26 protein-coding genes are annotated in these 23087 nt (G+C 70.7%); 12 read left to right on the top strand and 14 right to left on the bottom strand.

Annotated features, from left to right (window positions below; genetic code table 11):
* Positions 1 to 18 precede the first annotated feature (18 nt).
* On the bottom strand, positions 19 to 933 hold the full coding sequence (locus AB0C30_RS18575; protein ID WP_357945088.1) for a lactonase family protein: 915 nt from the start codon (positions 931 to 933) through the stop codon (positions 19 to 21).
* 31 nt (positions 934 to 964) lie between these two features.
* On the opposite strand from AB0C30_RS18575, the gene AB0C30_RS18570 reads away from it, so the two are divergent.
* Both AB0C30_RS18570 and AB0C30_RS18565 read left to right on the top strand, forming a co-directional pair.
* Positions 965 to 1867, top strand: a complete 903-nt coding sequence (locus AB0C30_RS18570) for a helix-turn-helix domain-containing GNAT family N-acetyltransferase (protein ID WP_357945085.1) — start codon at positions 965 to 967, stop codon at positions 1865 to 1867.
* Positions 1849 to 2172: a hypothetical protein gene (locus AB0C30_RS18565; protein WP_357945083.1), complete on the top strand. Its 324-nt coding sequence runs from the start codon at positions 1849 to 1851 to the stop codon at positions 2170 to 2172. Before AB0C30_RS18570 ends, AB0C30_RS18565 begins: the two co-directional genes overlap by 19 nt.
* A gap of 68 nt (positions 2173 to 2240) precedes the next feature.
* On the opposite strand, the gene AB0C30_RS18560 is transcribed toward AB0C30_RS18565, so the two are convergent.
* Positions 2241 to 3263, bottom strand: a complete 1023-nt coding sequence (locus AB0C30_RS18560; RefSeq protein ID WP_357945080.1) for an alkaline phosphatase PhoX — start codon at positions 3261 to 3263, stop codon at positions 2241 to 2243.
* Between the two features lie 156 nt (positions 3264 to 3419).
* The gene (locus tag AB0C30_RS18555) at positions 3420 to 3887 is read right to left on the bottom strand and encodes a DNA starvation/stationary phase protection protein (RefSeq protein WP_357945077.1); all 468 of its coding nucleotides are present in this window, start codon (positions 3885 to 3887) and stop codon (positions 3420 to 3422) included.
* A 108-nt stretch (positions 3888 to 3995) separates the two neighbouring features.
* Here AB0C30_RS18555 and AB0C30_RS18550 point away from each other — a divergent pair, with 108 nt between their 5' ends.
* The 5 genes from AB0C30_RS18550 to mmuM all read left to right on the top strand — a co-directional run bounded on the left by AB0C30_RS18550 (position 3996) and on the right by mmuM (position 9925).
* Complete coding sequence (locus tag AB0C30_RS18550; protein WP_357945074.1) at positions 3996 to 4853, top strand: helix-turn-helix domain-containing protein; 858 nt, start codon at positions 3996 to 3998, stop codon at positions 4851 to 4853.
* Positions 4850 to 7273, top strand: coding sequence for a VIT domain-containing protein (locus AB0C30_RS18545; RefSeq protein WP_357945071.1), 2424 nt, complete (start codon positions 4850 to 4852; stop codon positions 7271 to 7273). Before AB0C30_RS18550 ends, AB0C30_RS18545 begins: the two co-directional genes overlap by 4 nt.
* 115 nt (positions 7274 to 7388) lie before the next feature.
* Positions 7389 to 8108, top strand: coding sequence for a Crp/Fnr family transcriptional regulator (locus tag AB0C30_RS18540; RefSeq protein WP_357945068.1), 720 nt, complete (start codon positions 7389 to 7391; stop codon positions 8106 to 8108).
* A gap of 42 nt (positions 8109 to 8150) precedes the next feature.
* Positions 8151 to 8969 (top strand): trehalose-phosphatase, encoded by an 819-nt coding sequence (otsB, locus tag AB0C30_RS18535; protein WP_357945065.1) that lies wholly within the window; start codon positions 8151 to 8153, stop codon positions 8967 to 8969.
* Positions 8970 to 9058: 89 nt separating this feature from the next.
* On the top strand, positions 9059 to 9925 hold the full coding sequence (mmuM, locus tag AB0C30_RS18530) for a homocysteine S-methyltransferase (protein WP_357945062.1): 867 nt from the start codon (positions 9059 to 9061) through the stop codon (positions 9923 to 9925).
* Positions 9926 to 9987: 62 nt separating this feature from the next.
* Here the strand turns inward: mmuM and AB0C30_RS18525 are convergent, their stop codons facing one another.
* On the bottom strand, positions 9988 to 10419 hold the full coding sequence (locus AB0C30_RS18525; protein WP_357945059.1) for a DoxX family protein: 432 nt from the start codon (positions 10417 to 10419) through the stop codon (positions 9988 to 9990).
* 84 nt (positions 10420 to 10503) lie between these two features.
* Between AB0C30_RS18525 and AB0C30_RS18520 the strand changes: the two genes are divergently transcribed.
* Entirely contained in the window at positions 10504 to 10959 is a 456-nt protein-coding gene (locus AB0C30_RS18520; RefSeq protein WP_357945057.1) for a MarR family transcriptional regulator, read from the top strand.
* 98 nt (positions 10960 to 11057) lie between these two features.
* Here AB0C30_RS18520 and AB0C30_RS18515 read toward each other — a convergent pair whose 3' ends face one another.
* Positions 11058 to 11759 carry a lysophospholipid acyltransferase family protein gene (locus tag AB0C30_RS18515; protein ID WP_225298509.1) on the bottom strand — a complete coding sequence of 234 codons (702 nt, stop codon included), beginning with the start codon at positions 11757 to 11759 and terminating at the stop codon, positions 11058 to 11060.
* A 147-nt stretch (positions 11760 to 11906) separates the two neighbouring features.
* Here AB0C30_RS18515 and AB0C30_RS18510 point away from each other — a divergent pair, with 147 nt between their 5' ends.
* Both AB0C30_RS18510 and AB0C30_RS18505 read left to right on the top strand, forming a co-directional pair.
* Complete coding sequence (locus AB0C30_RS18510) at positions 11907 to 12665, top strand: alpha/beta fold hydrolase (protein WP_357945054.1); 759 nt, start codon at positions 11907 to 11909, stop codon at positions 12663 to 12665.
* A gap of 46 nt (positions 12666 to 12711) precedes the next feature.
* On the top strand, positions 12712 to 13170 hold the full coding sequence (locus AB0C30_RS18505; RefSeq protein ID WP_357945051.1) for a hypothetical protein: 459 nt from the start codon (positions 12712 to 12714) through the stop codon (positions 13168 to 13170).
* 28 nt (positions 13171 to 13198) lie between these two features.
* Here AB0C30_RS18505 and AB0C30_RS18500 read toward each other — a convergent pair whose 3' ends face one another.
* Genes AB0C30_RS18500 through AB0C30_RS18470 form a run of 7 tightly spaced genes read right to left on the bottom strand, consistent with a single transcriptional unit; the run spans position 13199 to position 18840 of the window.
* Positions 13199 to 14335 (bottom strand): hypothetical protein, encoded by a 1137-nt coding sequence (locus AB0C30_RS18500; RefSeq protein WP_357945049.1) that lies wholly within the window; start codon positions 14333 to 14335, stop codon positions 13199 to 13201.
* A gap of 37 nt (positions 14336 to 14372) precedes the next feature.
* Positions 14373 to 15065 (bottom strand): endonuclease/exonuclease/phosphatase family protein, encoded by a 693-nt coding sequence (locus tag AB0C30_RS18495; protein ID WP_357945046.1) that lies wholly within the window; start codon positions 15063 to 15065, stop codon positions 14373 to 14375.
* 15 nt (positions 15066 to 15080) lie between these two features.
* Positions 15081 to 16013: an ROK family glucokinase gene (locus AB0C30_RS18490; RefSeq protein WP_357945043.1), complete on the bottom strand. Its 933-nt coding sequence runs from the start codon at positions 16011 to 16013 to the stop codon at positions 15081 to 15083.
* 47 nt (positions 16014 to 16060) lie between these two features.
* The gene (locus tag AB0C30_RS18485; RefSeq protein WP_357945041.1) at positions 16061 to 16462 is read right to left on the bottom strand and encodes a hypothetical protein; all 402 of its coding nucleotides are present in this window, start codon (positions 16460 to 16462) and stop codon (positions 16061 to 16063) included.
* Entirely contained in the window at positions 16455 to 17612 is a 1158-nt protein-coding gene (locus tag AB0C30_RS18480) for an ArsA family ATPase (RefSeq protein WP_357945040.1), read from the bottom strand. The genes AB0C30_RS18485 and AB0C30_RS18480 overlap by 8 nt, the downstream gene beginning before the upstream one ends.
* Position 17613: 1 nt before the next feature.
* Entirely contained in the window at positions 17614 to 18051 is a 438-nt protein-coding gene (locus tag AB0C30_RS18475) for an SRPBCC family protein (RefSeq protein WP_357945038.1), read from the bottom strand.
* Between the two features lie 21 nt (positions 18052 to 18072).
* The gene (locus AB0C30_RS18470; RefSeq protein ID WP_357945035.1) at positions 18073 to 18840 is read right to left on the bottom strand and encodes a metallophosphoesterase; all 768 of its coding nucleotides are present in this window, start codon (positions 18838 to 18840) and stop codon (positions 18073 to 18075) included.
* Between the two features lie 105 nt (positions 18841 to 18945).
* Here AB0C30_RS18470 and AB0C30_RS18465 point away from each other — a divergent pair, with 105 nt between their 5' ends.
* Both AB0C30_RS18465 and AB0C30_RS18460 read left to right on the top strand, forming a co-directional pair.
* Positions 18946 to 20712, top strand: coding sequence for an AMP-dependent synthetase/ligase (locus AB0C30_RS18465; protein ID WP_357945032.1), 1767 nt, complete (start codon positions 18946 to 18948; stop codon positions 20710 to 20712).
* Between the two features lie 142 nt (positions 20713 to 20854).
* Complete coding sequence (locus AB0C30_RS18460) at positions 20855 to 21184, top strand: hypothetical protein (RefSeq protein WP_357945029.1); 330 nt, start codon at positions 20855 to 20857, stop codon at positions 21182 to 21184.
* Positions 21185 to 21237: 53 nt separating this feature from the next.
* Here the strand turns inward: AB0C30_RS18460 and AB0C30_RS18455 are convergent, their stop codons facing one another.
* The gene (locus AB0C30_RS18455) at positions 21238 to 22065 is read right to left on the bottom strand and encodes a carbohydrate ABC transporter permease (protein WP_357945026.1); all 828 of its coding nucleotides are present in this window, start codon (positions 22063 to 22065) and stop codon (positions 21238 to 21240) included.
* Positions 22065 to 23015, bottom strand: a complete 951-nt coding sequence (locus AB0C30_RS18450; protein ID WP_357945024.1) for a sugar ABC transporter permease — start codon at positions 23013 to 23015, stop codon at positions 22065 to 22067. Before AB0C30_RS18450 ends, AB0C30_RS18455 begins: the two co-directional genes overlap by 1 nt.
* Between the last annotated feature and the right edge of the window lie 72 nt (positions 23016 to 23087).

Genomic DNA, 23087 nt, shown 5'->3' with positions numbered 1-23087 from the left:
CGGCACCCAAGAAGCTCCTTACGCCGGCAGCACGCAAGAGGGGCTGTCGACCTCCAGCACCTGACCCGTCGGCTCGGGTACGCCGTCCTTCAGCGCGAACTCGGTGACCACTCCCGAGTGCTGGTTGGCCACGTACAGGCGGTCGCCGGCGATGGCGAAGTGCCGGGGCCATTCGCCACCCGACGGCACCTCGGCCACCGGCGTCAGGTCCTCGGCCCGCAGCACGGTGATCGTGTTGGGGCCGCGGTTGGCCACGTACAGGAAGTCCCCGTCCAGGTCGAGGTGCGAGGGCTGGTTGACGCCCTCGGCGCGTGAGGCGAGGGCGCCCGCCGACTTCTCGCCGTCGATGAGGGTGACGATGCCGTCGAGCTCGCCCACGATGTACAGGCGCGAGCCGGAGAAGACCATGTGGCGCGGCCCGGTGCCCGGGGTCAGGCGCAGCGGCTCCAGCGCCTCGCCCTCGGGGGTGTAGCGGCGGATCTGGTCGGTGCCCAGGTCGGAGACGTACAGCAGGCCGTCGTGGAAGACCGTCTGGTGGGCGTGCGGGCCCTGCTGGCGCTCGGGGTGCGGTCCGGAGCCCTCATGGCGCAGCACGATCGGGCGGCCCTCGAACGCGCCGCGGGAGTCGAGGTGATGCAGGCTGACCGTGCCGTCGCCGTAGTTGGCGACGGCGAGCAGGCCACCCTCCGGATCGACCGCCACGTGGCAGGGGCTGTCACCCATGCTGGGCCGCTCGTCCAGCGGGGCCAGCGCGGCCGCCTCCGTGCTGAACGCGCTCAGCCAGCCCTGGGCCAGCTCGCCCACCGCGTACAGCACCGGCAGCTTCGGATGCGCGGCCAGGAACGAGGACGAGGTGAGGCGGGTCAACTCTCCGCCGGGGGTGACGATGCCGGGCCCATATCCGCCTATATACAGGTGCTTCACAGAAGGCATCCTCTCATGCTTGACTGAAGCAATGAGTTCGTTGACAAAGGCAAGAGTCGCCGAGATCAGGGCCTTCAACCGGTTCTATACGAAGGTCATCGGCGTCCTTCAGGCCGGAATGCTCGACTCGCCCTATTCGCTGGCCGAGTGCAGGGTGCTGTTCGAGCTCGGGCACGCGGGCCGGCTGGAGACGGGCGAGCTGCGCGCCCTCATCGGTCTCGACGCGGGCTACCTGAGCAGGATCCTGACCCGCCTCGAGGGCGACGGACTGATCTCGAAGGAGCGCGCGGCCACCGACGCCCGCAAGCAGGTCGTCCGGCTCACCGCGGCGGGCGTCGAGTCGTACGGGCTGCTGGACGCGCGGTCGGACGAGGAGGCCGAGCGACTGCTGACCACGCTGCCCGAGCCGGGGCAGGAACGCCTGGTCGCGAGCATGGCCACGATCAGGACACTGCTGGAGGGCGCCGGCGAGCGCGAGCCGTACGTGATCCGCCCCCTGCGCACGGGCGACCTGAGCTGGGTCGTCTACCGGCACGGCGTCCTTTACAGCCGGGAGTACGGCTGGGGCATGGACTTCGAGCGGCTGGTGGCCAGGATCATCGGCGCCTACGACCCGTCGCGCGACATGGGGTGGATCGCCGAGGTCGGCGGGGAGCCCGCCGGGTGCGTGTTCTGCGTACGGGAGGACGACACCACCGCGCGGCTCCGGCTCCTGCTGGTCGAGCCGTCGGCCCGCGGGCTGGGCCTGGGCGGACGGCTCGTGAGCGAGTGCCTGCGCCACGCCAAGGCCGAGGGCTACAAGCGGATCACGCTGATGACCCGCGACTGCCTGGACAGCGCGCGGCGCATCTACCAGGCCGCCGGGTTCGAGCTGGAAGCGGAGCACAAGGAGACGGAGAACGGGATCGAGGTCACCGAGCAGGAGTGGAGCCGCGACCTCTAGTTCACCGCCCGCTCAGAGCCTTCGCCTCCACGGTCGGCATCCTGGGCGCGCTGGTGCCGCTCGCCGTACCCTTCCTCGCGCAGGGCACGCTGGGACCGATCGCGATGACCGCGGCGCTGTCGGTGTCGTCGGCCATCGTGGACGTCAGCCCGTTCTCGACCACGGGCGCCCTGCTCGTGGCCAACGTCAGAGGCATGGACCCGGACGTCTTCTACCGCCGGCTCCTGACCTACGGCGCGGTGATCGTCGTGGCGGGCCCGCTCGTCGCCTGGGCGGTCCTGGTCGTCCCCGGCTGGCCCGGCTAGGCCCGTACTTCCGTTTTCCCCGCGATCGGCTTCCCCGCGATCGGCGGAGGTGGCGTGCGCGAACCGGGCTAGGCGCGGAAGGGGCCGGCCACCTCGAAGGTGCGGCCGTCGTCGCGGCCCCGTCCGGCCGAGAAGTAGAGCCGCCCGCCGTCGGGCGCGAACGCCAGCCCCGTGAGCTCGGCCCCGCTGAGGCCACCGAGCTTGAGGAACGGCGTGACCGCCCGATCGGGGGTGATGACGTCGATCTCCGTCGACTGCCTGGCCACGTAGAGGTCGCCCGAGGGGGCGGCGGTGATCGCGCGTACGCCGTCGCAGATCCGGTCGAGCGTGGAGGTCTCGGCGTCGTAGGCCCACAGGCCGCTGTCGCCCTCGGTGGTGAAGTAGCAGACCCCGCCCGCGTAGTGGCAGCCCTCGCCGCCGTCGAAGTGGCGGGCGTCGTCTATCTGGTGGCGCGTGGCCTTGAGCACCGCGGCGGGCGACGGCACCGGCTTCCAGTCACCGGCGAGGCAGAGCACCTCCAGGGTGCCCTCGGTGAGATCGCCCCAGTCGCCGGGCCTGAACCGGTAGAAGCACCCGTCGGGCTCCCCCTCCGTCAGGTAGACGACCTGCCGGTCGGGGTCGCAGGCGGCGGCCTCGTGCTTGAACCGGCCCATGGCCAGGCGGGGGCGCCCGGCTCGCATGCCGTACGGATCGCACTCGAACACCCGGCCGCGGTCACCGAGCTCGCAGGAGAGCCAGCTGTGCCACGGCGTCGCGCCGCCCGCCCGGTTGCGGTCGGTCCCGGACAGGATGCGGTACGCGTCGGCGATCGAACCGTCGGCGCGGAACCGGAGCGCGGACGCGCCGCCGAGCAGCGGCAGCTCGGAGTTGGACACGTAGATCCAGCCGGTGCCGTCAGGGAAGCACGCGCCGCCGTCGGGCGCCGCGTGCCACGTCAGCCCGGCCACCTTCTGGCCCGAGCGGGCCACGACCCGGCCGCTGAACCCCCCGGGCAGCGCCAGATCGTCGCCGCCTGGCGGCTCCAGCGGGCCGTAAGGGCTCATCCCGCCCTGCCAGAGCGGGCCCGTGCGGAGGAGAGTCTTGCTGGACATCGTGAGGCCTCCCTCTAGGTGCCACGCTAGTCGACCCCGCCGACATGAATGACAGGGAGGCGCGAGATCAAATTCTGCGCGAAATCTCTGGCCGGCGGATGAGCGCGGCGGTGCGCCGCCAGGGACCCGGAGCGCGGGCCCCGGGCTGTGGCGGCGTCAGCGCTGGGCCTGGAACATCCAGTGCTGCTTGTCGATGTCCTGAGCCACCGCGATGAGCAGGTCCTGGCTGACCGGGTCGGGCTCGTCGGTCGCGGCGACGCGCTCGCGCATTCGCTTGCCGACGGCCTCCAGGATGTCGGTCATCGTCGCCACGACCTTGCCGTCCTCGATCCAGCCGTTCTCCGGCTGCGAGAGCTTGGTGGACTTGGCGATGGTGGCCGCGCGGCCGTCCGGGTTGATGCTCAGGGCGACGGCGCGCTCGGCGATGGTGTCCGCGTGCTCACGGGCCAGGGCGGTGACCTCGTCGAGCTGGAGGTGGATCTGCCGGAAGTGCGGGCCGGTCAGGTTCCAGTGCATCTGCTTGGCGAGCAGCGAGAGATCGAGGAGATCGACCAGGGCTCCTTGCAGGGCCGTCGCGACCGTCTTCTTCGCGTCGCCCGAGAGCGGACCGGTGATCGTAGCCATGATGTGTTCCTCCCCGTGGTTCGACATCAGGGTCTCTATGCGACCCAGTCCCCTTTGCCCGCTTTCTCTTGGTTGACACTGCAATAGTGACAGTGTAATTGTGAAGGTATGAGCGAGACCTGGACCATCCGTGAGCTGGCGGAGCGCGCCGCCGACGCGTTGCGCGCGCACGCCCAGCCGCACGCGCAGCCGCTCAACGGCCGGGTCCGCGACGTGCCCGGCGAGCGGTTGATCAGGTGGTACACCACGATCGGCCTCGTCGACCCACCGCTGACCAGGCGTGGACGCATCGCCCAGTACGGCCGGCGGCATCTGCTGCAACTCGTGGCCATCAAGCGGCTGCAGGCGGCCGGGCGGTCGATCGCGGAGATCCAGACCGCCCTGACCGGCGCCACGGACACGACCTTGGAGCGGACGGCCCACCCCGGCTGGTCGACTCTGGACGAGGACGTCGCGGCGACGGGGGCCGTTCTGGACGCCACGACGACTGGGACGACGGCGCCCCAGGGCGAGGCGGCTCAGGATGCGGCGGATCTTACGGAGGGCGAGACGGGCCTTACGGAGGGCGAGACGCCTGAGGCGGCGGCCCTCCCCGACGGCTCGGCGACTCGATCCGGGAGCCCGCGCGGCCGGTTCTGGGCCGCGCACCCCGCCGATGCGACCGGCCCCGCCCTTCCGCATCCCCCGCCCACCGACGCTCCCCCGTCCACCGGCATCGCCGACGTGCCCCTGCCCGCCGACGTTCTCCGACCGGCCGATACTCCTCCGACCGACGGCGCGGGCCGACCCGCACACCTCCCCCGGCCCAGGGGGCACGGGGCGCTGGTGCGTGGGATCAGGCTGACCGACGGAGTGACCCTCGTGCTCGACGGCGCCGGCCGTACCCCGGCTGAAGACGACATCCAGGCGGTACTCACCGCGGCGGCACCGCTGCTGGCGCTGCTCGAAGAGAGGAAGCTAGCATGAAGATCACTTCGCTCGAGCCCACCCGGTGCCTGCCGGTGCCGGACGCCGGGTTCGGCGCGCTGCGGACGGCGCGCGGGAACCTGCCCCTGGAGAGCGTCGACGTGTCCGCCGACATCTCCGGCCTGATGGCCGAGGTCGAGGTGACGCAGGGCTTCCGCAATCCGTACGACGTCACGCTGGAGGCCACCTACGTCTTCCCGCTGCCCGACAGGGCGGCGGTGACGGGGTTCAGGATGGAGGCCGACGACCGGGTGATCGACGGCGTGCTCAAGGAGCGCGGCCAGGCCAGGGCCGACTACGACCGGGCGCTGCGCGAGGGCAAGCGGGCCGCGATCGCCGAGGAGGACCGGCCCGACGTGTTCACGATCACGGTGGGCAACCTGCTGCCGGGCGAGCGGGTGACGGTCCGGCTCACGCTGAGCCAGCCGCTGCCGTACGAGGACGGCGCGGCCACGTTCCGCTTCCCGCTGGTCGTCGCCCCCCGCTACATTCCGGGCACGCCGCTCGACGGCCCCGGCGCCGGCGACGGCACCGCGCCCGACACCGACGCGGTCCCCGACGCCTCGCGCATCACCCCGCCGGTGCTCCTGCCCGGCTTCCCCGATCCGGTACGCCTGTCGCTGACGGCGACGATCGACCCCGCCGGGCTGGACCTGCGGGAGCTGGCTTCCAGCCTGCACGTGGTCGAGGAAGAGGGTCATACGGTACGACTGCGGCCGGGCGAGCGGCTGGACCGCGACTTCATCCTGCGGCTGTCGTTCGAGGCCTCGACCGCGCTGCAGCTCGACGGCCGGGGCGCGTTCTCGCTGACCGTGCTGCCCCCGGCGCTGGAGTCGCCGCGCACGCCGCGTGACCTCGTACTGCTGCTGGACAGGTCGGGCAGCATGGGCGGCTGGAAGATGGTCGCCGCCCGCCGGGCCGCGGCGCGGATCGTCGACACGCTGACGGAGCAGGACCGGTTCGCGGTGCTGACGTTCGACTCGGTGGTGGAGGAGGCGTTCGAGGGGCTCGTGACGGCCTCGGACCGCAACCGCTACCGCGCGGTCGAACATCTCGCGCGCGTGGACGCCCGCGGCGGCACCGAGCTGCTTGAGCCGCTGCGCCGGGCGATCTCCCTGCTCCACGACCAGGACGGGCGCGAACGCGTCCTGGTGCTGGTCACCGACGGGCAAGTGGGCCACGAGGACCAGATCCTGGAGCAGACCGGCGGCGCGCTGTCGGCCATGCGGGTGCACACCGTCGGCATCGACCGGGCGGTGAACGCCGGGTTCCTGGGCCGGCTGGCCGGTCTGGGCGCGGGCCGCTGCGAGCTGGTCGAGTCGGAGGACCGCCTGGACGCCGCCATGGAGCAGATCCACCGCCGCATCGGCGCGCCTCTCGTGACCGACCTGTCCCTCAAGGGCCTCGACGTTGAGCCGGGCACGGTCACCCACCTGGGCTCGATCTTCCCGGGCGTCCCGCTGCGCGTGCACGGCCGCTACCGGGACGGCTCGTCGGTGACCGTACGCGGGCTGGCGTCGGGCGCCCCGTGGGAGCAGCAGGTGACGGGCACCGTGGTGGACAACCCGGCGATCCGCGCCGTCTGGGCCCGCGCGCACCTGCGCGAGCTGGAGGACCGGTACGCCATGGGCGAGCACGAGCTGGAGGCGGAGATCGTCCGGGTCTCGCTGGAGAACGGCGTCCTGTGCCGCTTCACCGCCTACGTGGCGATCGACACCAGAAAGGTGGCGGAAGGCGAGCCGGAGCACCGCGTCATCCAGCCCGTGGAGCCGCCGAGCGGCTGGGAGCTGCCGCAGAACCCGCCGATGATGCCCTTCATGGCCCAGGCCGCGGTGATGGCCGCGCCCTCCCGCCCCATGTCGATCCCCGACCCGGGCTTCGCCCCAGGCCAGAGTCACGGCCTCATGGGCACCCAGGAGACCGGCGCCTCAGACGCTACCCGCCGCTCCAGGGGGGTCGACTGGGAGGCGGAAGCGGGTCCCGGCGGCGCGCCCCGCAGCCCCGGCGGAGGCTCAGCCGGTGGTTTCGGCGGCAGCTCGGCCGGCGGGCGGATGAGCCCGTCGCCGCGGTTCGCGCCGCCCGCCGCTCCCCGTCCGGGCGGGCCCGGCCTGGAGTCCGTCAGGACGCAGCTGGTCGTCGAGCTCGACCGGCTCCGGGCGCTGCTCGGCGCTCCCGACCCGCTCTACCTGGCGGATCTGGGCTCCCGGCTCGCGGCGCTGGCCGCCTTCCTGGGCGGGCATCCGGAGCTGGCCGCCCTGGGCCGCGAGCTGCAGACGGCGGAGCAACCGGGCATCGACGCCGAAGCGCTGCGGGCGCACGCCATCGAGGTGCTCACCGCACTCACGAGCGGATCCCCCTCGGCCCCGACCGGATCGCCCGCGCCGGGTACGCCCCGCCGCCCGTTCTGGAAGCGCACCTGACGGCACCGCCGTCGAACGCCAGCTGCACCACAAATCTCGCCATACCCGCACGCTAGGCCCGCGAGCTGGACGGTCGCCGCATCACCGGGCACGGCCGTGGTGTATCACCTGATACATGACGCACACGCTGGCCGCCCTCCCGATGTTCCGTGAGCTGGGCAAAGAAGGGCTGCGCAGGCTGGAGTCCGTCGCGCGGCAGCGGCGCTACCCGGCGGGGCAGGTGCTCTGCACCGAGGGCGACCCGGCCGACCAGCTGATCGTGCTGCTCGACGGCCGGGTCAAGGCCGGGCGGGTGAGCGTCGACGGCCGCGAGGTGGTGCTGTCGGTGGACGCCGCGCCCGTGGCGTTCGACAAGACGACGCTCCTGGTGGAGGGCACGCACCGGGCCACGCTGACGGCCCTCACGCCGGTGGAGGTGGCCTACCTGCCAAGCGTGGCGGTGCTCGAGGTGATCGCCACCGAGCCGTCGGTGGCGGCCCGGCTCATGCGTACACTCGCCCAGACCGTGCGCGACCTCGACGAGCGGCTCACGGACGCGGTCGTGCTCGACGTCTCCGCGCGGGTGGCCAAGTGGCTGGTACGACGCAGCGAAGGCGGCCGGGTCCAGCTGCGCGCCGGGCAGGCGGGCCTGGGGGCCGAGATCGGCGCGACCAGGGTGAGCGTCAACCGGGCCCTGCGGTCCTTCGAACGCCGCGAGCTCGTCGAGATCGGCGAAGGCGAGGTGACGGTGAAGGACGCCGAAGCGCTCGCCCGCATCGCGAAGACCACTCCGGCCGGCGACGGAACGAACTCCGGCCAGGTTCACCGGAAAAAGGTTCATCGGAGCTACGAATAGGCGTCTATCGGAGTCCGGCGGGCTGTTCTATCGTCACCGTACATGGCGACCTCTCGCGCACCGCTGCGCTTCGCCGAGGCGGTCTCCGCCACCGTTTCCGCGGCCCGGGAATCGGGTTTCTTCTTCGATTTCGACGGCACTGTCGCACCCATCATGAATGATCCCGACGCGGTGCTCCCCGTCCCCGGAGCGGTGGAGCGGCTGGGCGCGCTGGCGGAGCTGTTCGCCCGCGTCGCCGTCGTCTCCGCGCGCCCCGCCGCGTTCCTGCGCGACCGCTTCTCCGGCGCCCCCGGTGTGCGGCTCTTCGGCCTGTACGGCCTGCAGACGGTGGTCGACGGCGAGATCATGAACGCCGGCGAGGCGGAGCCATGGGCGCCGGTCATCCGCCGCCTGGTCGCCGACGCCGCCCGCGATCTGCCGGGCAAGGTGCTGGTGGAGGACAAGGCGCTGATGGTGGCGCTGCACTACAGAGCGGATCCGGCGCTGCGCGGCGCGGTGGAGAGATGGTCGTCGGCCAAGGCCGCCGAGCTGGGCCTGGCCGAGCAGCTGGGCCGCATGGTGGTCGAGCTCAAACCACCGGTGCACGGCGACAAGGGCACCGTCGTCGAAACGGAGTGCGCCGCCCTGGCCAGGGCCTGGTACTTCGGCGACGACCTGTCCGACGCCCGCGCCTTCGAGGCCCTGCGTACGCGCGAGGAAGGCGACCCGGAGTTCGTCGGAGTCAGAGTGGCGGTGGCGAACAGCGAAACCGGCGACGAACTGGCCCGGCAGGCGGATTTCACCGTGGCCGGCCCGGCCGACGTCCCGGCCATGCTGGACGAGATAATCCGCGCTTTCCATGACAACCGGCAAACGCAATAGCCCGGCCGGAAATTCACCCCGGCTTATTAGGGTCGTTCACCCGAGCCGGAAAGTGCTGTCGAGTACGCGGGGCACCATATTCTGGACGGGTGAGCACCCTTGTCCTGGACGGCGGTCTGGCCACCCGCCTCGAAATGCTCGGCGCCGACCTGAGCGACGAGCTGTGGTCGGCGCGGCTGCTGGTGGAGGATCCGGCGCTGATCCGGCGCGTGCACGCCGACTACTTCGCCGCCGGCGCCGACGTGGCCACGACCGCGAGCTACCAGGCGTCGATCCCGGGGTTCGTCCGGCGCGGGCTCGACGAGGCGCAGGCCGAGCGGCTGATCAGGCTCTCGGTCGAGCTGGCCGGCCAGGCCCGTGACGAGGCCGGGGGCGGGCTGGTGGCCGCCTCGATCGGCCCCTACGGCGCCTACCTGGCCAACGGCGCCGAATACACCGGCGACTACGACCTCGACGAGCTGGGCCTGCTCTCGTGGCACCGGCCGCGCTGGGAGATCCTCGCCTCAAGTGGGCCCGACCTGCTCGCCTGCGAGACCATCCCGTCCTACCCGGAGGCGCGGGCGCTGGCCAGGCTGCTCGCCGAGACGCCATCGGTCAAGGCGTGGGTGAGCTTCTCCTGCCGCGACGCCGCGCACCTCAACGACGGCACCCCGATCGCCGAGGCCGCCGCGTTGTTCGCCGGCAGCTCGCAGGTGGTGGCCGTCGGTGTCAACTGCACCGCGCCGCGGCACATCCCCGGCCTCATCGCTACGCTGGCCGGCGGCCTGCCGGTGGTCGTCTACCCGAACTCCGGCGAATACTGGGACGCCGAGCAGGGCCGGTGGCGCGGCACCGCCGAGCCCGTGGAGTACGGCCAGGCGGCCGAGGAGTGGCAACGGGCCGGCGCCTCGCTCATCGGCGGCTGCTGCCGTACCACTCCCGAGCACATCAAGCAGATCCGCGCCCACCTGTCCTGAGCACCGCGCCGCAGAAGCCCAGAAACGGGAGCCCCAGCCACCACGGTCAGGGGCGACGGCGGTCAGGCCGCGACGTTCTCAGGGGTGCGGCGGCGGGAGGACAGCACGCGGTCGAGGGCGAGCGCGCCGCCCCCGCTGAAGCCGACGGCCAGCGCGCCCGCCGCCAGCGACAGGACGAACTCGAAGCCGCCCTTGTCCACCCCGAACCCGTTGGCCCCATGGACGAACAGGATCGCGCCCGCCATGTCGAGCGCCAGCAGCGTCCCCACGACGGGCAGCGCCACACCGAGGATCAGCGCCAGGCCGCCCGCGACCTCCAGCACCGCCACCGCCGGAGCGGCGGCCGCGGCCAGCGGGATCCCGGCCGACTCGAAGAACTTGGTGGTCCCGGCGATCCCCATCGTGGCGAACTTCTGGTAGCCGTGCACCAGGAAGATCGCGCCGACGGCCACTCGGGCGACCAGGATGGCTACGGAACGTGACTGGTCAAGCATGCGCTCTCCAAAAGGCAGTTGTTCAGATTTGAACCAGCACTCTACCCGGAAGTTCAAATCTGAACAACAAGTACACTGGACGCCGTGACGGACACCGCGTGGCTCGACGAGACGGAGATGGCCGCCTGGCGCGCCTTCCTGTCCACCTCCCACCTGCTGGAGCGGCGCATCGAAGAGCAGCTCAAGGCCGCGGCCGGGCTGACCCATCCGCAGTACGAGGTGCTGGCCCGCCTGGCCGACGCCCCCGGCCGCCAGATGCGCATGACGGAGCTGGCCAGGGGGGTCGTGGTGTCGAAGTCCGCGCTGACCTACCAGATCGGGCAGCTGGAGAAGGCGGGCCTGGTCGAGCGGACCACCTGCCCGTCCGACGAGCGCGGCGTGCTTGCCGTGCTGACCGAGGCGGGCGTCCACTGCCTGGAGCGGGTCGCCCCCGGCCACGTGGAGGTCGTCCGGGCCTACCTCATCGACCGGATGACCCGCGGCGAGCTGGAGACGATGACCACCGCCATGCGCAAGACCGAGCAGGCACTCCGGCAGTGACCGCCGCCATGCGCAAGACCGGACAGGCACTCCGGCAGTGACCGCCGCCGGGCGCGAGACCGGACAGGCACCACGGCAACCGCCGTGATGAACGGTGGTCAGCCCTTGGCGGCTCGGGCCGCGCGCTCCATCTCGACCTTGGCGCTGGCGGCGTACTTGTCGACGTACTCCTGCTCCGACAGCTCCATGAGCGCGTACATGATCTCGTCGGTCACGGCGCGCAGCACCAGCCGGTCCTCCTCCATCCCGTAATAGCGGGAGAAGTCGAGCGGCTTGCCGAAGCGGACCCCGGGCCGGATCCCGAGCTTGGGCAGCGGGTGGCCGGGGGGCATCATCTCGAAGGTGTGGACCATGGCCCACGGGATCACCGGCACCCGCGACATGAGGGCCAGGCGGGCGACGCCCGTCTTGCCCTTGTACAGGCGGCCGTCGGGTGAGCGGGTGCCCTCCGGGTAGATGCCCAGGACGTTGCCCTCGCGCAGCACCCGCATGCCGGTGCGCAGCGCGGCCTCGCTGGCCTTGCCGCCCGAGCGGTCGATCGGCACGGTGCCGACGCCGCTGAAGAACAGCCGGGTGAAGAAGCCCTTGACGCCCCGCCCGGTGAAGTAGTCGGACTTGCCGAGCGAGATGACCTTGCGGCGCAGATGCAGCGGCCCGAAGAAGTGGTCGGCGAACGACAGGTGGTTTCCGGCGAGAATGACCGGCCCCTGCCTGGGCACGTTCTCCACACCCTCCGCCCACGGCCGGAAGACGACGCGGAGGATCGGCCCCAAGATGGCCTTGACCACCCAGTAGAACACCCGGCCACCTCTTCCCCACAGCGCGATCTGTAAGCAAAGTCATCTTCGCATCTCAGAACCGATGCTCCTACCTCACCTCTCGCACAATCCACCTCGATCGTGCGACGATCGGGCAATTCCGGGATGAAATCCCACCGAGGAGCTGTTATGCCGCTCATGCCAGGCGCGGAGCCCTATCACCACGAAGCAGGCCAGGTCGGCGTACTGCTGTGCCATGGCTTCACCGGCACCCCGCAGTCGCTACGGCCTTGGGGCGAGTATCTCGCCGGGCAGGGGGTGAGCGTCTCCCTCCCCCGCCAGCCCGGACATGGCACCACCTGGCAGGAGATGAACCGCACCCGCTGGGACGACTGGTACGCCGAGGTGGAGAAGGCGTTCGAAAACCTCCAGGGCCGCTGCGCGAACGTGTTCGTGGCGGGGCTGTCGCTGGGCGGCTGCCTGGCGCTGCGGCTGGCCGAGGTGCACGGGGACGCGATCAGCGGCGTCATCGTGGTCAACCCGTCGATCGTGCGCGACGTGCCGCTGCTTATGCTGGCCCCGGTGCTCAAGTGGTTCCTGCCGTCGGTGCCGGGGGTGGCCAACGACGTCAAGAAGCCGGGCGTGACCGAACTGGCCTACGCGCGCACGCCGGTGAAGGCGGCCGCCTCGCTGCCCGGCCTGTGGTCACTGGTCCAGGCCGACCTGACGAAGGTGACGCAGCCGCTGCTGGTCTTCCACAGCACCGAGGACCATGTGGTGAAACCGAGGAGCGTGGAGATCATTCGCCAGAACGTACCGCAGGCCACGATCGAGGAGCTTACCGATAGCTACCATGTTGCGACGCTGGACAACGATGCCGACAAGATCTTTGCCGGTAGCCTCGACTTCATCCGGACACATGCCTCGGTACCCTTGCAGAGGGACTGATCGCACCCAGGGGGAAGTCGCGATCGCTGCGGAGAGGCCGATCTAGGTGACGCCCCAGAGTGACGAGGACGAGGTCTGGCGGCAGATCGTCGCGTCCTTCAACGACACAGCCGAGCGCGACTCGGCCGACCAGCCATGGCCGGACAGCGAGAACGTACCGGTCGAACCCATCGCGAGGGTGGTCAAACCCGCGGTCGACGAGGACGCCGACATGGAGGCGGAGCAGGGCGACGAGGACCTCGACGAGGATGAGGACGGCGAGGAGCGCTTCGTGCCCCCGCCGCCGCCCCCGCTGCCCAAGCTCGACCTGCCGACCAAGCTCGCCTGGGTGGCGTTGTTCGGCGGCCCCGCCTACCTGTTGATCGCCGCGATGGCCAACTGGCAGATGGAGGGCTGGGCGCTCTTCACCGCCGTGGCCGCGTTCATCGGCGGCTTCGTGGCGCTGGTGGTGCGGATGGGCGACGGCCCGCCCAACGACGGCTGGGACGACGGCGCCGTGCTCTGAGACCGGCTGGGACTCCTTCAGCGACCGGCTAGGAGTCCTTCAGCGAAGGCTCTCTGAGCCCGAACAGCTCCACCACGTCCGTGTACTGCTCGCGGGCGTCCACGGCGTGACCGACCGCCCAGACGTCGCCCTTGCCCGCGAGGTAGGTGACCGCCTGCAACCGCACGCTGTCCTTGCCCTTCGCGGCGCCGCCCCGGATGATCTCGCAGTCGCTCTTCTCGCAGCGCATCATGAACGGCTCGGTGGCCCGCGACGGGTCGAAGCCGGAGATCCAGAAGCGGCCCTTGCCGTCGCCGGTGACCCCGTAGAGCCGCGACTCGGTCTCGGGCAGCCGCTCGCGCTTCCAGCGCTTGCCGTTCCACGACAGGACGAGCGGGTCGACCTCGCCGTCACTGCCGTAGACCCCGCCCACGGCCAGCGCCCGTTTGGGGCCGTCGACCTGGATGTCGCGCAGGTAGCCGCCGGGAATGTCGGGCACGCGCATGGGCTTCCAGGTGGCGCCCGACAGGTGCATGATCAGCGGTGCCCGGCCGGTGTCGCCGACGGCGAACCCGTTGGACACACCATAGAGCGCGCCCGGCTCCAGGACCTTTCCGTCGTCGTCCCTGGGTGACTCCTGGGTGGTCCACTCGCCGCCCTGGCCGGTGAGGATGAGCCAGGAGTTGTCGCGGCTGCCGACGGCCACGACGCGCCCCGGACGGGCGTCGATGCCGCCGAGCCAGTCGCCCCCGCGCATCCCCTGCGCCCTGACCCGGTCGAAGCCGCCGGCGTCTCCGTGGGCGAGGTAGGGCAGGCCGTCGTGGCCGTCGCCCACGGCCCACACGTCGGACGGTGAGGCGGCGGCCACACCGCGCAGGTTGCCGGCCCCGGTGGCGTCGCGCAGGGTCACCTCGGACCAACTGGAGCCGTTCCAGTGGCGGACCGTGCCGCGGTTCTTCCAGACGTCCCAGATCTCCTGCTGGCCGACGGCCCAGACATCGCCTGACGAGAGCGCGGTAACGTCGGAAAGCGAGCCGTCGGCGTCCAGGCGGACGCTCGTCGACTGCTGCCACGCCTCGATGGTGGCGGGGCGGGGATCGGCATGCGCGGCGGGCGTGACCTGCGACAAGGCCACGGACGTCGCCAAGATCAGGGTGAGCGCACGCCGCTGATAGCGACGGGTCATGAGCAAATGCTACGGGTTCGCGGACCTCCCCGCCCCGTTAGGGCCTGACTAGCAGCTCGGCGAGTACCGGCAGGTGGTCGGTCGCGGCCGCCAGATCGGCCGCGGCGGCGTCCGCGCCGCCGCAGGAGACGACCGTCAGCTCGGGCGCCGCGAACACCGCGTCGATGCGCTCACGCGGTTGCCGGGCGGGGAAGGTCAGCCCGTCGCCCCGGGGCGCGGCCGGCCGGCAGTCGGTGAGCCGCCCGGCCAGATAGCGCCAGGTGGGCTCGGTCTCCTGCTCGTTGAGGTCGCCGCCGATCACGATGGCGGCGCCGTACGCGGCCGCCGTACGCTCCATCAGCGTCATGGCCTCGTACGCGTGCCGCAGCCGGGCCGCGCCGTGGAGATCGAGATGGATCGAGCCGACGGCCAGCGGCACCCCCTCGACGCGCAGGACCGCGACGGCCAGCCCCCGGACCTCCAGGCCGACGAACACCTTCAGCCGGTGGTGCTCGGCCGCCAGCACCTCGATCCCGGGGCGGGCGAACACCGCCACGCCGCCGAGCCGGCCCCCGGCCACCATCCGCAGGCCGCACGCCTCGGCCAGCTCGCGCCGCCGGCCGCGCCAGTTGAGGAAGCGCGGGACCTCCTGGAGGCACAGGATGTCGGCCCGCATCGACTCGATCACCCGGACCAGCGCGGGCACGCTGTCACGCAGCCCGCGGACGTTGTACGTGGCCACGCGCGCCATCGCGGGCGAACCCGGTCAGCGCATCCTGGCGAGGTCGGCCGCGCCGACGACCCCGGCGGCGGCGCCCAGCTCGGCCAGCCGGATCTCGGCCAGCGGCCGGTGTCCCTTGCCGGTGAGCTGCCGGGCGAAGGTCTCGCGGGCCCGGTCGAGGAAGAGATCGGCCGCGCGGGAGACGCCGCCGCCCACGATGAAGCAGCCCGGGTCGAGGATCGCGGCCAGGTCGGCCATGCCCTGGCCGAGCCAGTCGGCGAGGCTGGCGAAGGCGGCGAGGGATGCCTCGTCGCCCAGCTTGGCCGCCTCGGTGACCTCCTCGCCCTCGATCTTGCCACCGGCCAGGCCGAGCAGGATCTGGGCCCGCTCCGGCTGGGCGGTGGAGATCTGCCTGGCCTCGATGACCAGGGCGTTGCCGCTGGCGTACTGCTCCCAGCAGCCGAGCTGGCCGCACCCGCACAGCCGGCCCTCGGGCACCACCTGCATGTGGCCGAGCTCGGCCCCCATGCCCCAGTGGCCCCTGAACAGCTTGCCGTCGAAGACCAGGCCGCCGCCGATGCCGGTACCGAGCGTGATGCAGACGACGTGCGACTGACCGCGCCCAGCCCCGAACTTGGTCTCGCCCCAGGCCATGGCGTTGGCGTCGTTCTCGATGACGACCGGCAGCCCGATCAGCCCACTGATCTTCTTCTGCAGGGGCTCCTCGCGCCAGGCCAGGTTGGGCGCGAACCGCACGACCGACCGGGTCTCGTCGACGAACCCGGCCGCGCCGACGCCGACGGCCTCGATCTCCCTGCCTTGGGCGAGCTCGCGCACGACCTCGGCCACCGTCGCGGCGACCTGCTCGGGCTGGTCGGCCGGGGTGGGCTTGAGCGTGTGGGCGATGATCTCGCCGTCGTCGTCGACCACGCCCGCGGCGACCTTGGTGCCACCGATGTCCACACCGATCGTGAGCATGCCCCTGTGTCTCCTCTATCCAAAATCCGGTCTATCCCAAATCTGGTCTATCCCAGATCAATATGTTCCACATTGTCGCGACCGCGATCGCCACTCTGATCGTCGCGTGGCCTGCGAGGGGCCGGCCTGCTCAGCGCGTCGATCGTCTGGCGGAACGCGGCGAACAGCTCGCCGCCGGCCGCCACCAGGTGCCCGGCCACATCGTTGCCGGACTCCCGCTGTGCCGCGATGGCCCGGCAGACCGGGCAGGCGCGGCAGATGTACTCATCGTGGGGCTCGGACACCGCCTCGCTCCACACGTCTCTGTCCCTCTGCCCGCCGCCGCCCCCGGTGAACGAGTTGAGCACGGTCCTGCCGACCTGGCGGGTGGCCCGCCCCTGGATGGTGTCGAAGAGCTTGCGCGCCTCGTCCGTGACGGTGCCGATCGGGTCTCTGTTGCTCTCAGTCATCTGGCCCTCCTGCTGTGAACCGTACCCGGAGCAGGCCGTCGCGGAGCGCCGCGCCGCTGATCCGTCTGCGGGCCAGCGCCGCCGGCAGTGCCAGGATCCTCCGGTAGGGGCCGGCGGTGATGATCAGCTCGTCGCCCTTGCGGGCCAGGTCCACCTCGGCCCGGTCGGCGCCAGGCAGGGCCAGGGTCAGTTCGTCGGCGGACAGCCGCAGCGGCGGCTCCACCTCCGGGGCGGCGAACGGGTCCACCTCGCCGTAGATCGCCCCGCCCACCTGGGCCAGCGCGTCCTTGCCGACCGGCTCGGCCGGAAGGTAGGGCACGACGTGGATGGGCAGCGGCGCGAACGACTCCTCGGCCTCGGCCAGGAGCCTCGACTGGGCCGCCACCCACTGGGCGCGCCACTCGTCGGCGCCCTCGGCGGGGAAGACCCGGTTGGCGATCACCGCGTCGACGCGGTAGCCGTACAGGTTGAGCGAGGTGAGGGTGCGCCTGGCCTCGGCGAGCACCACGGCCTCCGGCGTGAACACCAGGCGCACGGAGGCGTTGTCGCCGGTGAGCAGCTCGCGCACCTCCAGCAGGCCCCGGTGGAAGCGCTCCCCCGCGCTCATGACCTCCTCGCCGGGCGCGCTGACGTGGGCCACGCTGCGCACGAACGGCGAGACGATCTTCATGATCTTGCGGCCGACCGGCATCAGCCTGGTCATGTGCCAGTCGAGCGCCTCGGGCAGGGCCAGCAGGCGCAGGGTCTCGGCGGTGGGGGCGCAGTCGACGACGATGACGTCCCAGCGGCCCTCGCGGGCGTGCTCGCGCAGCTCCAGGAGGGCGATGACCTCCTCTGCGCCGGGCAGGATGGTGATCTCCTCGGAGGTGATCTCATCCAGGCCCAGCTCGGTGAGCAGCCCTCTTGCGTAGTCCTGCAGCTCGCCCCAGTGGCGCTCCAGCGTCTTCTGGGTGTCGACCTGGTGCAGGTGCAACCCCGGCGCGACCTCGCCCGGCTCGACGCCGAGCGCGTCGGCCAGCGAGTGGGCGGTGTCGGTGGAGACGATCAGCGTCTTCAGGCCGCGCTTGGCGGCGAGCGTGGCGGTCGCCGCGGCGGCGGTGGTCTTGCCCACACCGCCCTTGCCGGTGAAGAGCAGAACTCGCGGGCTCACCTCAGTGCCCTTCGACGCGCTTCTTGAGGCCCTTGAGCGCGGTGTCCACGATGACCTTCTCCGCCTTGCGCTTGATCATGCCGATCATGGGGACCTTGAGGTCGGCCGAGAGCTCGTATGTCACCTCGGTGCCGGTGCCCGTCTCGGCCAGCTGGTAACTCCCCGCGAGCTCGGCGAGCATCTTGCCCGGCTCGACGACCTGCCAGCGGACGCTCTCGTCGTCCTGCCAGGTGTAGCCGAGGGTGTAGGCGTCGCTGATCACTCCGGCGTCCAGGACGAAGCGCACCGTCTCCGGCCTGCCGTCGGCCCCGGTGCTGAGGACCTCCGCCTCCTTCACCTGACCCGCCCATTCGGGGTAGGCCGCGAAGTCGGCGATGACGGCCATCACGGCGGCCCGGTCGGCGCCGACGGTGATGCTCGAAGTGGTGCGATCAGCCATGCGACCACCGTACCGGTCGGGTCACCATTCGAGGATGAACGGAACCCCCTTTCCCCGGAAATGACCCACGTTCACGCACTCGGTGCGCCCGATACGGGTGCGCCGGTGCAGTGGCTGGTGCACATGCCCGAACAGGGCGTAGCGCGGCTGCGTCCGCCTGATCGCCGCCAGCGTCGCCTCGCTGCCGCGCTCGAAGCGCCTGGCCACCACGTCGTACAGCAGCTCGGGCACCGCGGGCGGGATGTGACAGCACAGCACGTCGACCTCGCCGACCGCCTCGACCTTGGCGGCGAACTCCTCGTCACTGATCTCGTACGGGGTGCGGTAGGTGGTCTTGAGCCCGCCGCCGACGAAGCCGAACCGCCAGCCGCCGATCTCCACGCTCTGGCCGTCGAGCACCTGGTGACCGTCCTGGAGGTAGTCGGACCACAGGCGCGGGATGTCGACGTTGCCGTAGGTGAGGTAGGCCGGCGCGGGCATGGCCGCGAAGAGCTCTTTGTACTGGGCGCGTACGTTGCGCTCGATGTGCTCGCGCGGATCGCCGTCGAGGGTGGACCACAGCCGCGCCGACATGGCTCTGGCCTCGTCGAAGCGCTTGGCCGTGCGCAGCGCGATGAACTCCGCGGCCCGCTCGGCGCCGAACAGGTCCGGGAAGATGCCCTGCGCGTGGTCGTCGTAGTCGATGAAGAGGATCAGGTCACCGAGACAGATCAGCGCGTCGGCCCCCGCCCCGGCGCCGGCCAGCGCGTCCGCTCTGCCGTGTACGTCGCTGATGACATGGACCCTCATGCGGGAAATCCTATGAGAGCGGCTGCTAGCGTGAGAATGACCCCTACCCGTGGGTAATTCAACGCGATAGCGTCCAGGCGGTCCCCCCGAACAGGAGTTGATTCCGTGCGCGAGTACAGCGTCCCGGTGCTGGTCGACGTACCTGCCTCCGCGAGCCTGCCCGACACGGTCTTCAGGCGGGCCGAGCAGGAGCCCGGCGCGGTCGTCATGCGGCGCAAGCAGGACGGCGGCTGGCCCGCCGTCACCGCCTCCGAGTTCCGCGACCAGGTGGTCGAGCTGGCCAAGGCGCTGATCGCGGCGGGCATCGAGCACGGCGACCGGGTCGCGCTCATGTCGCGCACCCGCTACGAGTGGACGCTGATCGACTACGCGATCTGGTCGATCGGCGCGGTCACCGTGCCGATCTACGAGACGTCGGCGGTCGAGCAGGTCAAGTGGATCCTGTCCGACAGTGAGGCCAAGGCGGTGTTCGTCGAGCTCGACGGGCACGAGGAGACCGTGCGCGAGGCCGCGCCCGGCCTGAAGCCGATCTGGCGCGTCGACGAGACCCTCGACGGCTCCGAGGTGACCGACGCCGCCTTCGAAGAGCGGCGCGCCGGGGTCGGCTCGGCCGACCTGGCCACGGTCGTCTACACCTCCGGCACCACCGGCCGGCCCAAGGGCTGCCGGATCACGCACGACAACCTGCTGTTCACCGCCCGCAACGTGGTGGCGGGCCCCCTGGAGGCGCTCTTCGCCGGCAAGTCGCCGGCGGCGCTGCTGTTCCTGCCGCTCGCGCACATCTTCGCCCGCATGATCCAGGTCGCCATCATCGAGGCGGGCGCGATCCTGGCCCACACCCCGAACATGAAGAACGTGGCCCCGGACCTGGCCGAGTTCCAGCCGACGTTCCTGCTCGGCGTGCCCCGCGTGTTCGAGAAGGTCTACAACGGCGCCGAGCAGCGGGCCATCGCCGGCGGCAAGGGCGCGATCTTCGCCCGCGCCGCCGACACCGCCGTCGCGTGGAGCAAGGCCGAGAGCTCCGGCGGCGCGGGCCTGGGCCTGCGCCTGCGGCACGCCCTGTTCGACCGGCTGGTGTACGGCAAGCTCCGCACGGCCACGGGCGGCCGGCTGACGGCGGCGGTGTGCGGCGGCTCGGCCCTCGGCGACCGGCTCGGCCACTTCTTCAGGGGCGTCGGCATCGAGGTGTTCGAGGGCTACGGCCTGACCGAGACCTCGGCGCCCTGCTCGGTCAACATGCCGGGCGCCAACAAGATCGGCACGGTCGGCAAGCCGCTGCCCGGCGTGTCGATCCGCATCGCCGACGACGGCGAGATCCTGGCCAAGGGCCGCCACGTCTTCCACGGTTACTGGCACAACGACCAGGCGACGGCCGAGGCGATCGACGCCGACGGCTGGTACCACACGGGCGACGTGGGCGAACTCGACGCCGACGGCTACCTGCGCATCACGGGACGCAAGAAGGAGATCCTGGTGACGGCGGCGGGCAAGAACGTCGCCCCCGGCCCGCTGGAGGACGCGCTGAGGGCGCACCCGCTGATCTCCCAGGCCATGATCGTCGGCGACGGGCGGCCCTTCGTGGCGACGCTGATCACCCTGGACCCGGAGGCGCTGGACCACTGGAAGTCGGTCAACGACCTGCCGACGGCTACGCTGAGTGAGCTTTGCACGGATCCGCGGGTGCTGGCGGAGGTGCAGAAGGCCGTGGACACGGCGAATCTGATGGTGTCGAAGGCGGAGCAGATCAAGAAGTTCGCCATCCTGGATGTGGACATCACCGAGGACAGCGGGCACCTGACGCCGACCCTGAAGATCAAGCGCAACGTGGTGATGCGGGACTTCGCCAAGGATGTGGACGCACTGTACAAATGATTACGCTGGGTATAGAAATCGCTACCCGTTGTCCCGGATTCTCTGGACGCTCTTGACGCCACTTCGCTAGCCTGAGAAGGCAATCGGGACCGGAGATCTGATACATCCCCGGTCCCTACCTTCAAAGGTAGGGGAGATAACGGTGAGCATCAAGGAAGCGGGTATGCAGTTCATCGGCAGCATCGAGAACGAATTCGTCCGGATAGGGGCCGACCAGATGGAGATGGGTCAGCAGCTCACTGAGCGCATCAACGGCGTCGCGGACCGGGTCAAGACACTGGACGGCAAGGTCACCGTTCTGGACGCCAAGGTCACGTCCATGCAGGCGTCGATAGACGACCTCCAGGCCCGACAGGCAACGATGCAGACGTCGATAGACGGGCTCCAGGCCGGACAGGCAACGATGCAGCAGACCCAGACGGAGATGATGCACATCCTCGTCGCCATCCAGCGCAAGCTCGACCTCAACTAAGCAGCAGCCACGCGAACGGCCCCCGGCACCACGCGCCGGGGGCCGTTCGCGTGTCAGCCCTTCGTCGCCCCGCCCGTGAGCCCCTTGACGAACTGCTTCTGCAGCAACAGGTAGAACACCAGGATCGGCAGCGTGGCCAGGAACATGAGCGCGAACATCCCGCCGAAGTCCGCCGCGTACTGCCCGAGCGACTTGTAGATGCCCGTCATGATCGTCGTACCCTCGCGCGGCCCATAGATGATCAGCGGGTTGAGGAAGTCGTTCCAGATCCACACCCCGAGGAAGATCAGCACGCTGGCCGTCGCCGGACGCAGCAGCGGGAAGACGATCTTCCAGAACGTCTGCCACCGCGTGGCCCCGTCGATGGCCGCGGCCTCCTCCAGCTCCCGCGGCACGCCCTTCATGAAGCCGGAGAAGACGAAGACCCCGAACGGCACGTAGTAGCCGACGTTGAAGAGCACGAGGCCCTGCAGCGTCGACATCAGCCCGAGCGCCTTGAGCACCTGAGTGATCGGGATCAGGATCACCTGCGGCGGGATCATCAGCCCGCACAGCAGCAGGACCATGATCACTCGGGACCACCAGGTGTTCTGCCGGGCCAGGTAGTGGCCGAGCATGGCCGACAGCACCGTCAGGATGATGATCGACAGGGAGGTGACCAGGACGCTGGTCCGCAGCGACGACCAGAAGAGGCTGTCCGGGCTGGTCAGCACCCTGATCAGGTTGTCGAAGGTGGGCGGGATCGGCAGCGACATGGCGCCACTGGCGACCTGCCGGCTCTCCTTGAAAACGTTGATCAGCGCGATGTACAGAGGGATGAAGAACACCCCGCCGACGACCAGCGCGACCAGCGGGCGCAGCCACGGCACGGTGGAGCGCATCAGAGCTGCACCTCCCTTCGCCCCAGCACGCGCAGCGTGATCACCGACAGCAGCGCGATGACGATCAGCATGACGACGGCCTCCGCCGAGGCGTAGCCGGTGCGGTTCTCCACGAACCCCTCCTGCAGGATGACGAGCGCCACGCTCGCGGTCGTCCCCGTACCGGGTCCGCCGTTGGTGATCACCTTCACGTGGTCGAAGATCTTGAACGCGGAGATCAGCAGGACGACCGTGTTGATGGTGAGCGCGGGCGCCAGCAGCGGCCAGGTGACGCTCCAGAACCTGCGCACCGGACCCGCGCCGTCGATCGCCGCCGCCTCGGCCAGCTCCTGGGGTACGCCCTGCAGCCCGGCGAGATAGACGACCACGCAGAATCCGAGCATCTGCCAGCAGACGATCGACGACAGCGAGTAGAGCGCGATGTCCGGGTCGGACAGCCAGCCCGGCGGCTCACTGACGCCCAGCGCCCTGAGCGTCTGGTTGATCGGCCCGTCGTCAGCGAGAATGCGCGTCCAGATGACGCTGATGACCACGGAGCTGATCACCATCGGGGTGAAGAAGACGCTGCGCAGCGCGTTGTACAACCAGCCGCGGCGGTCGAGGAGCACCGCGATGGCGACGCCCAGGACGTTCGGCACGATGACGACGATCAGCGTGAGGATCGTGGTCACCCGCAGCGACTGCAGGAACGTCTCGTCCTGCAGGAGCAACTGGTAGTTGCGCAGCCCGACGAAGTGCGTCTTGGGCCGCAGCAGTGCCTGGTCGGTCAGGCTGTAGCCGAAACTGAGCGTGATCGGCAGCACGACGAGGCAGAAGTAGATGAGCGTGCCGGGCGCGGCGAACGACAGGAAATGCCACAGCCCGGCCCCTTTGCCGCCCGGCCGTCGCCGGCGTACTCGGGCCTGCGCGTGGCCGGGCTTGTGATGGTGGATGGTGGTGCCAGCGGCCATCAGGCCAGACCCCTCCTGGTCGGAATCGGATCCCGGTCAGACCGAGGGGCGGGCGCTCGGCGGCCCGCCCCG

It is taken from the genome of Nonomuraea sp. NPDC048901 (assembly GCF_040649695.1).
Taxonomy (GTDB): Bacteria; Actinomycetota; Actinomycetes; order Streptosporangiales; family Streptosporangiaceae; genus Nonomuraea.
Note: the sequence above shows the minus strand (reverse complement) of the source record. Positions and strands in the feature narration are given on the sequence as shown.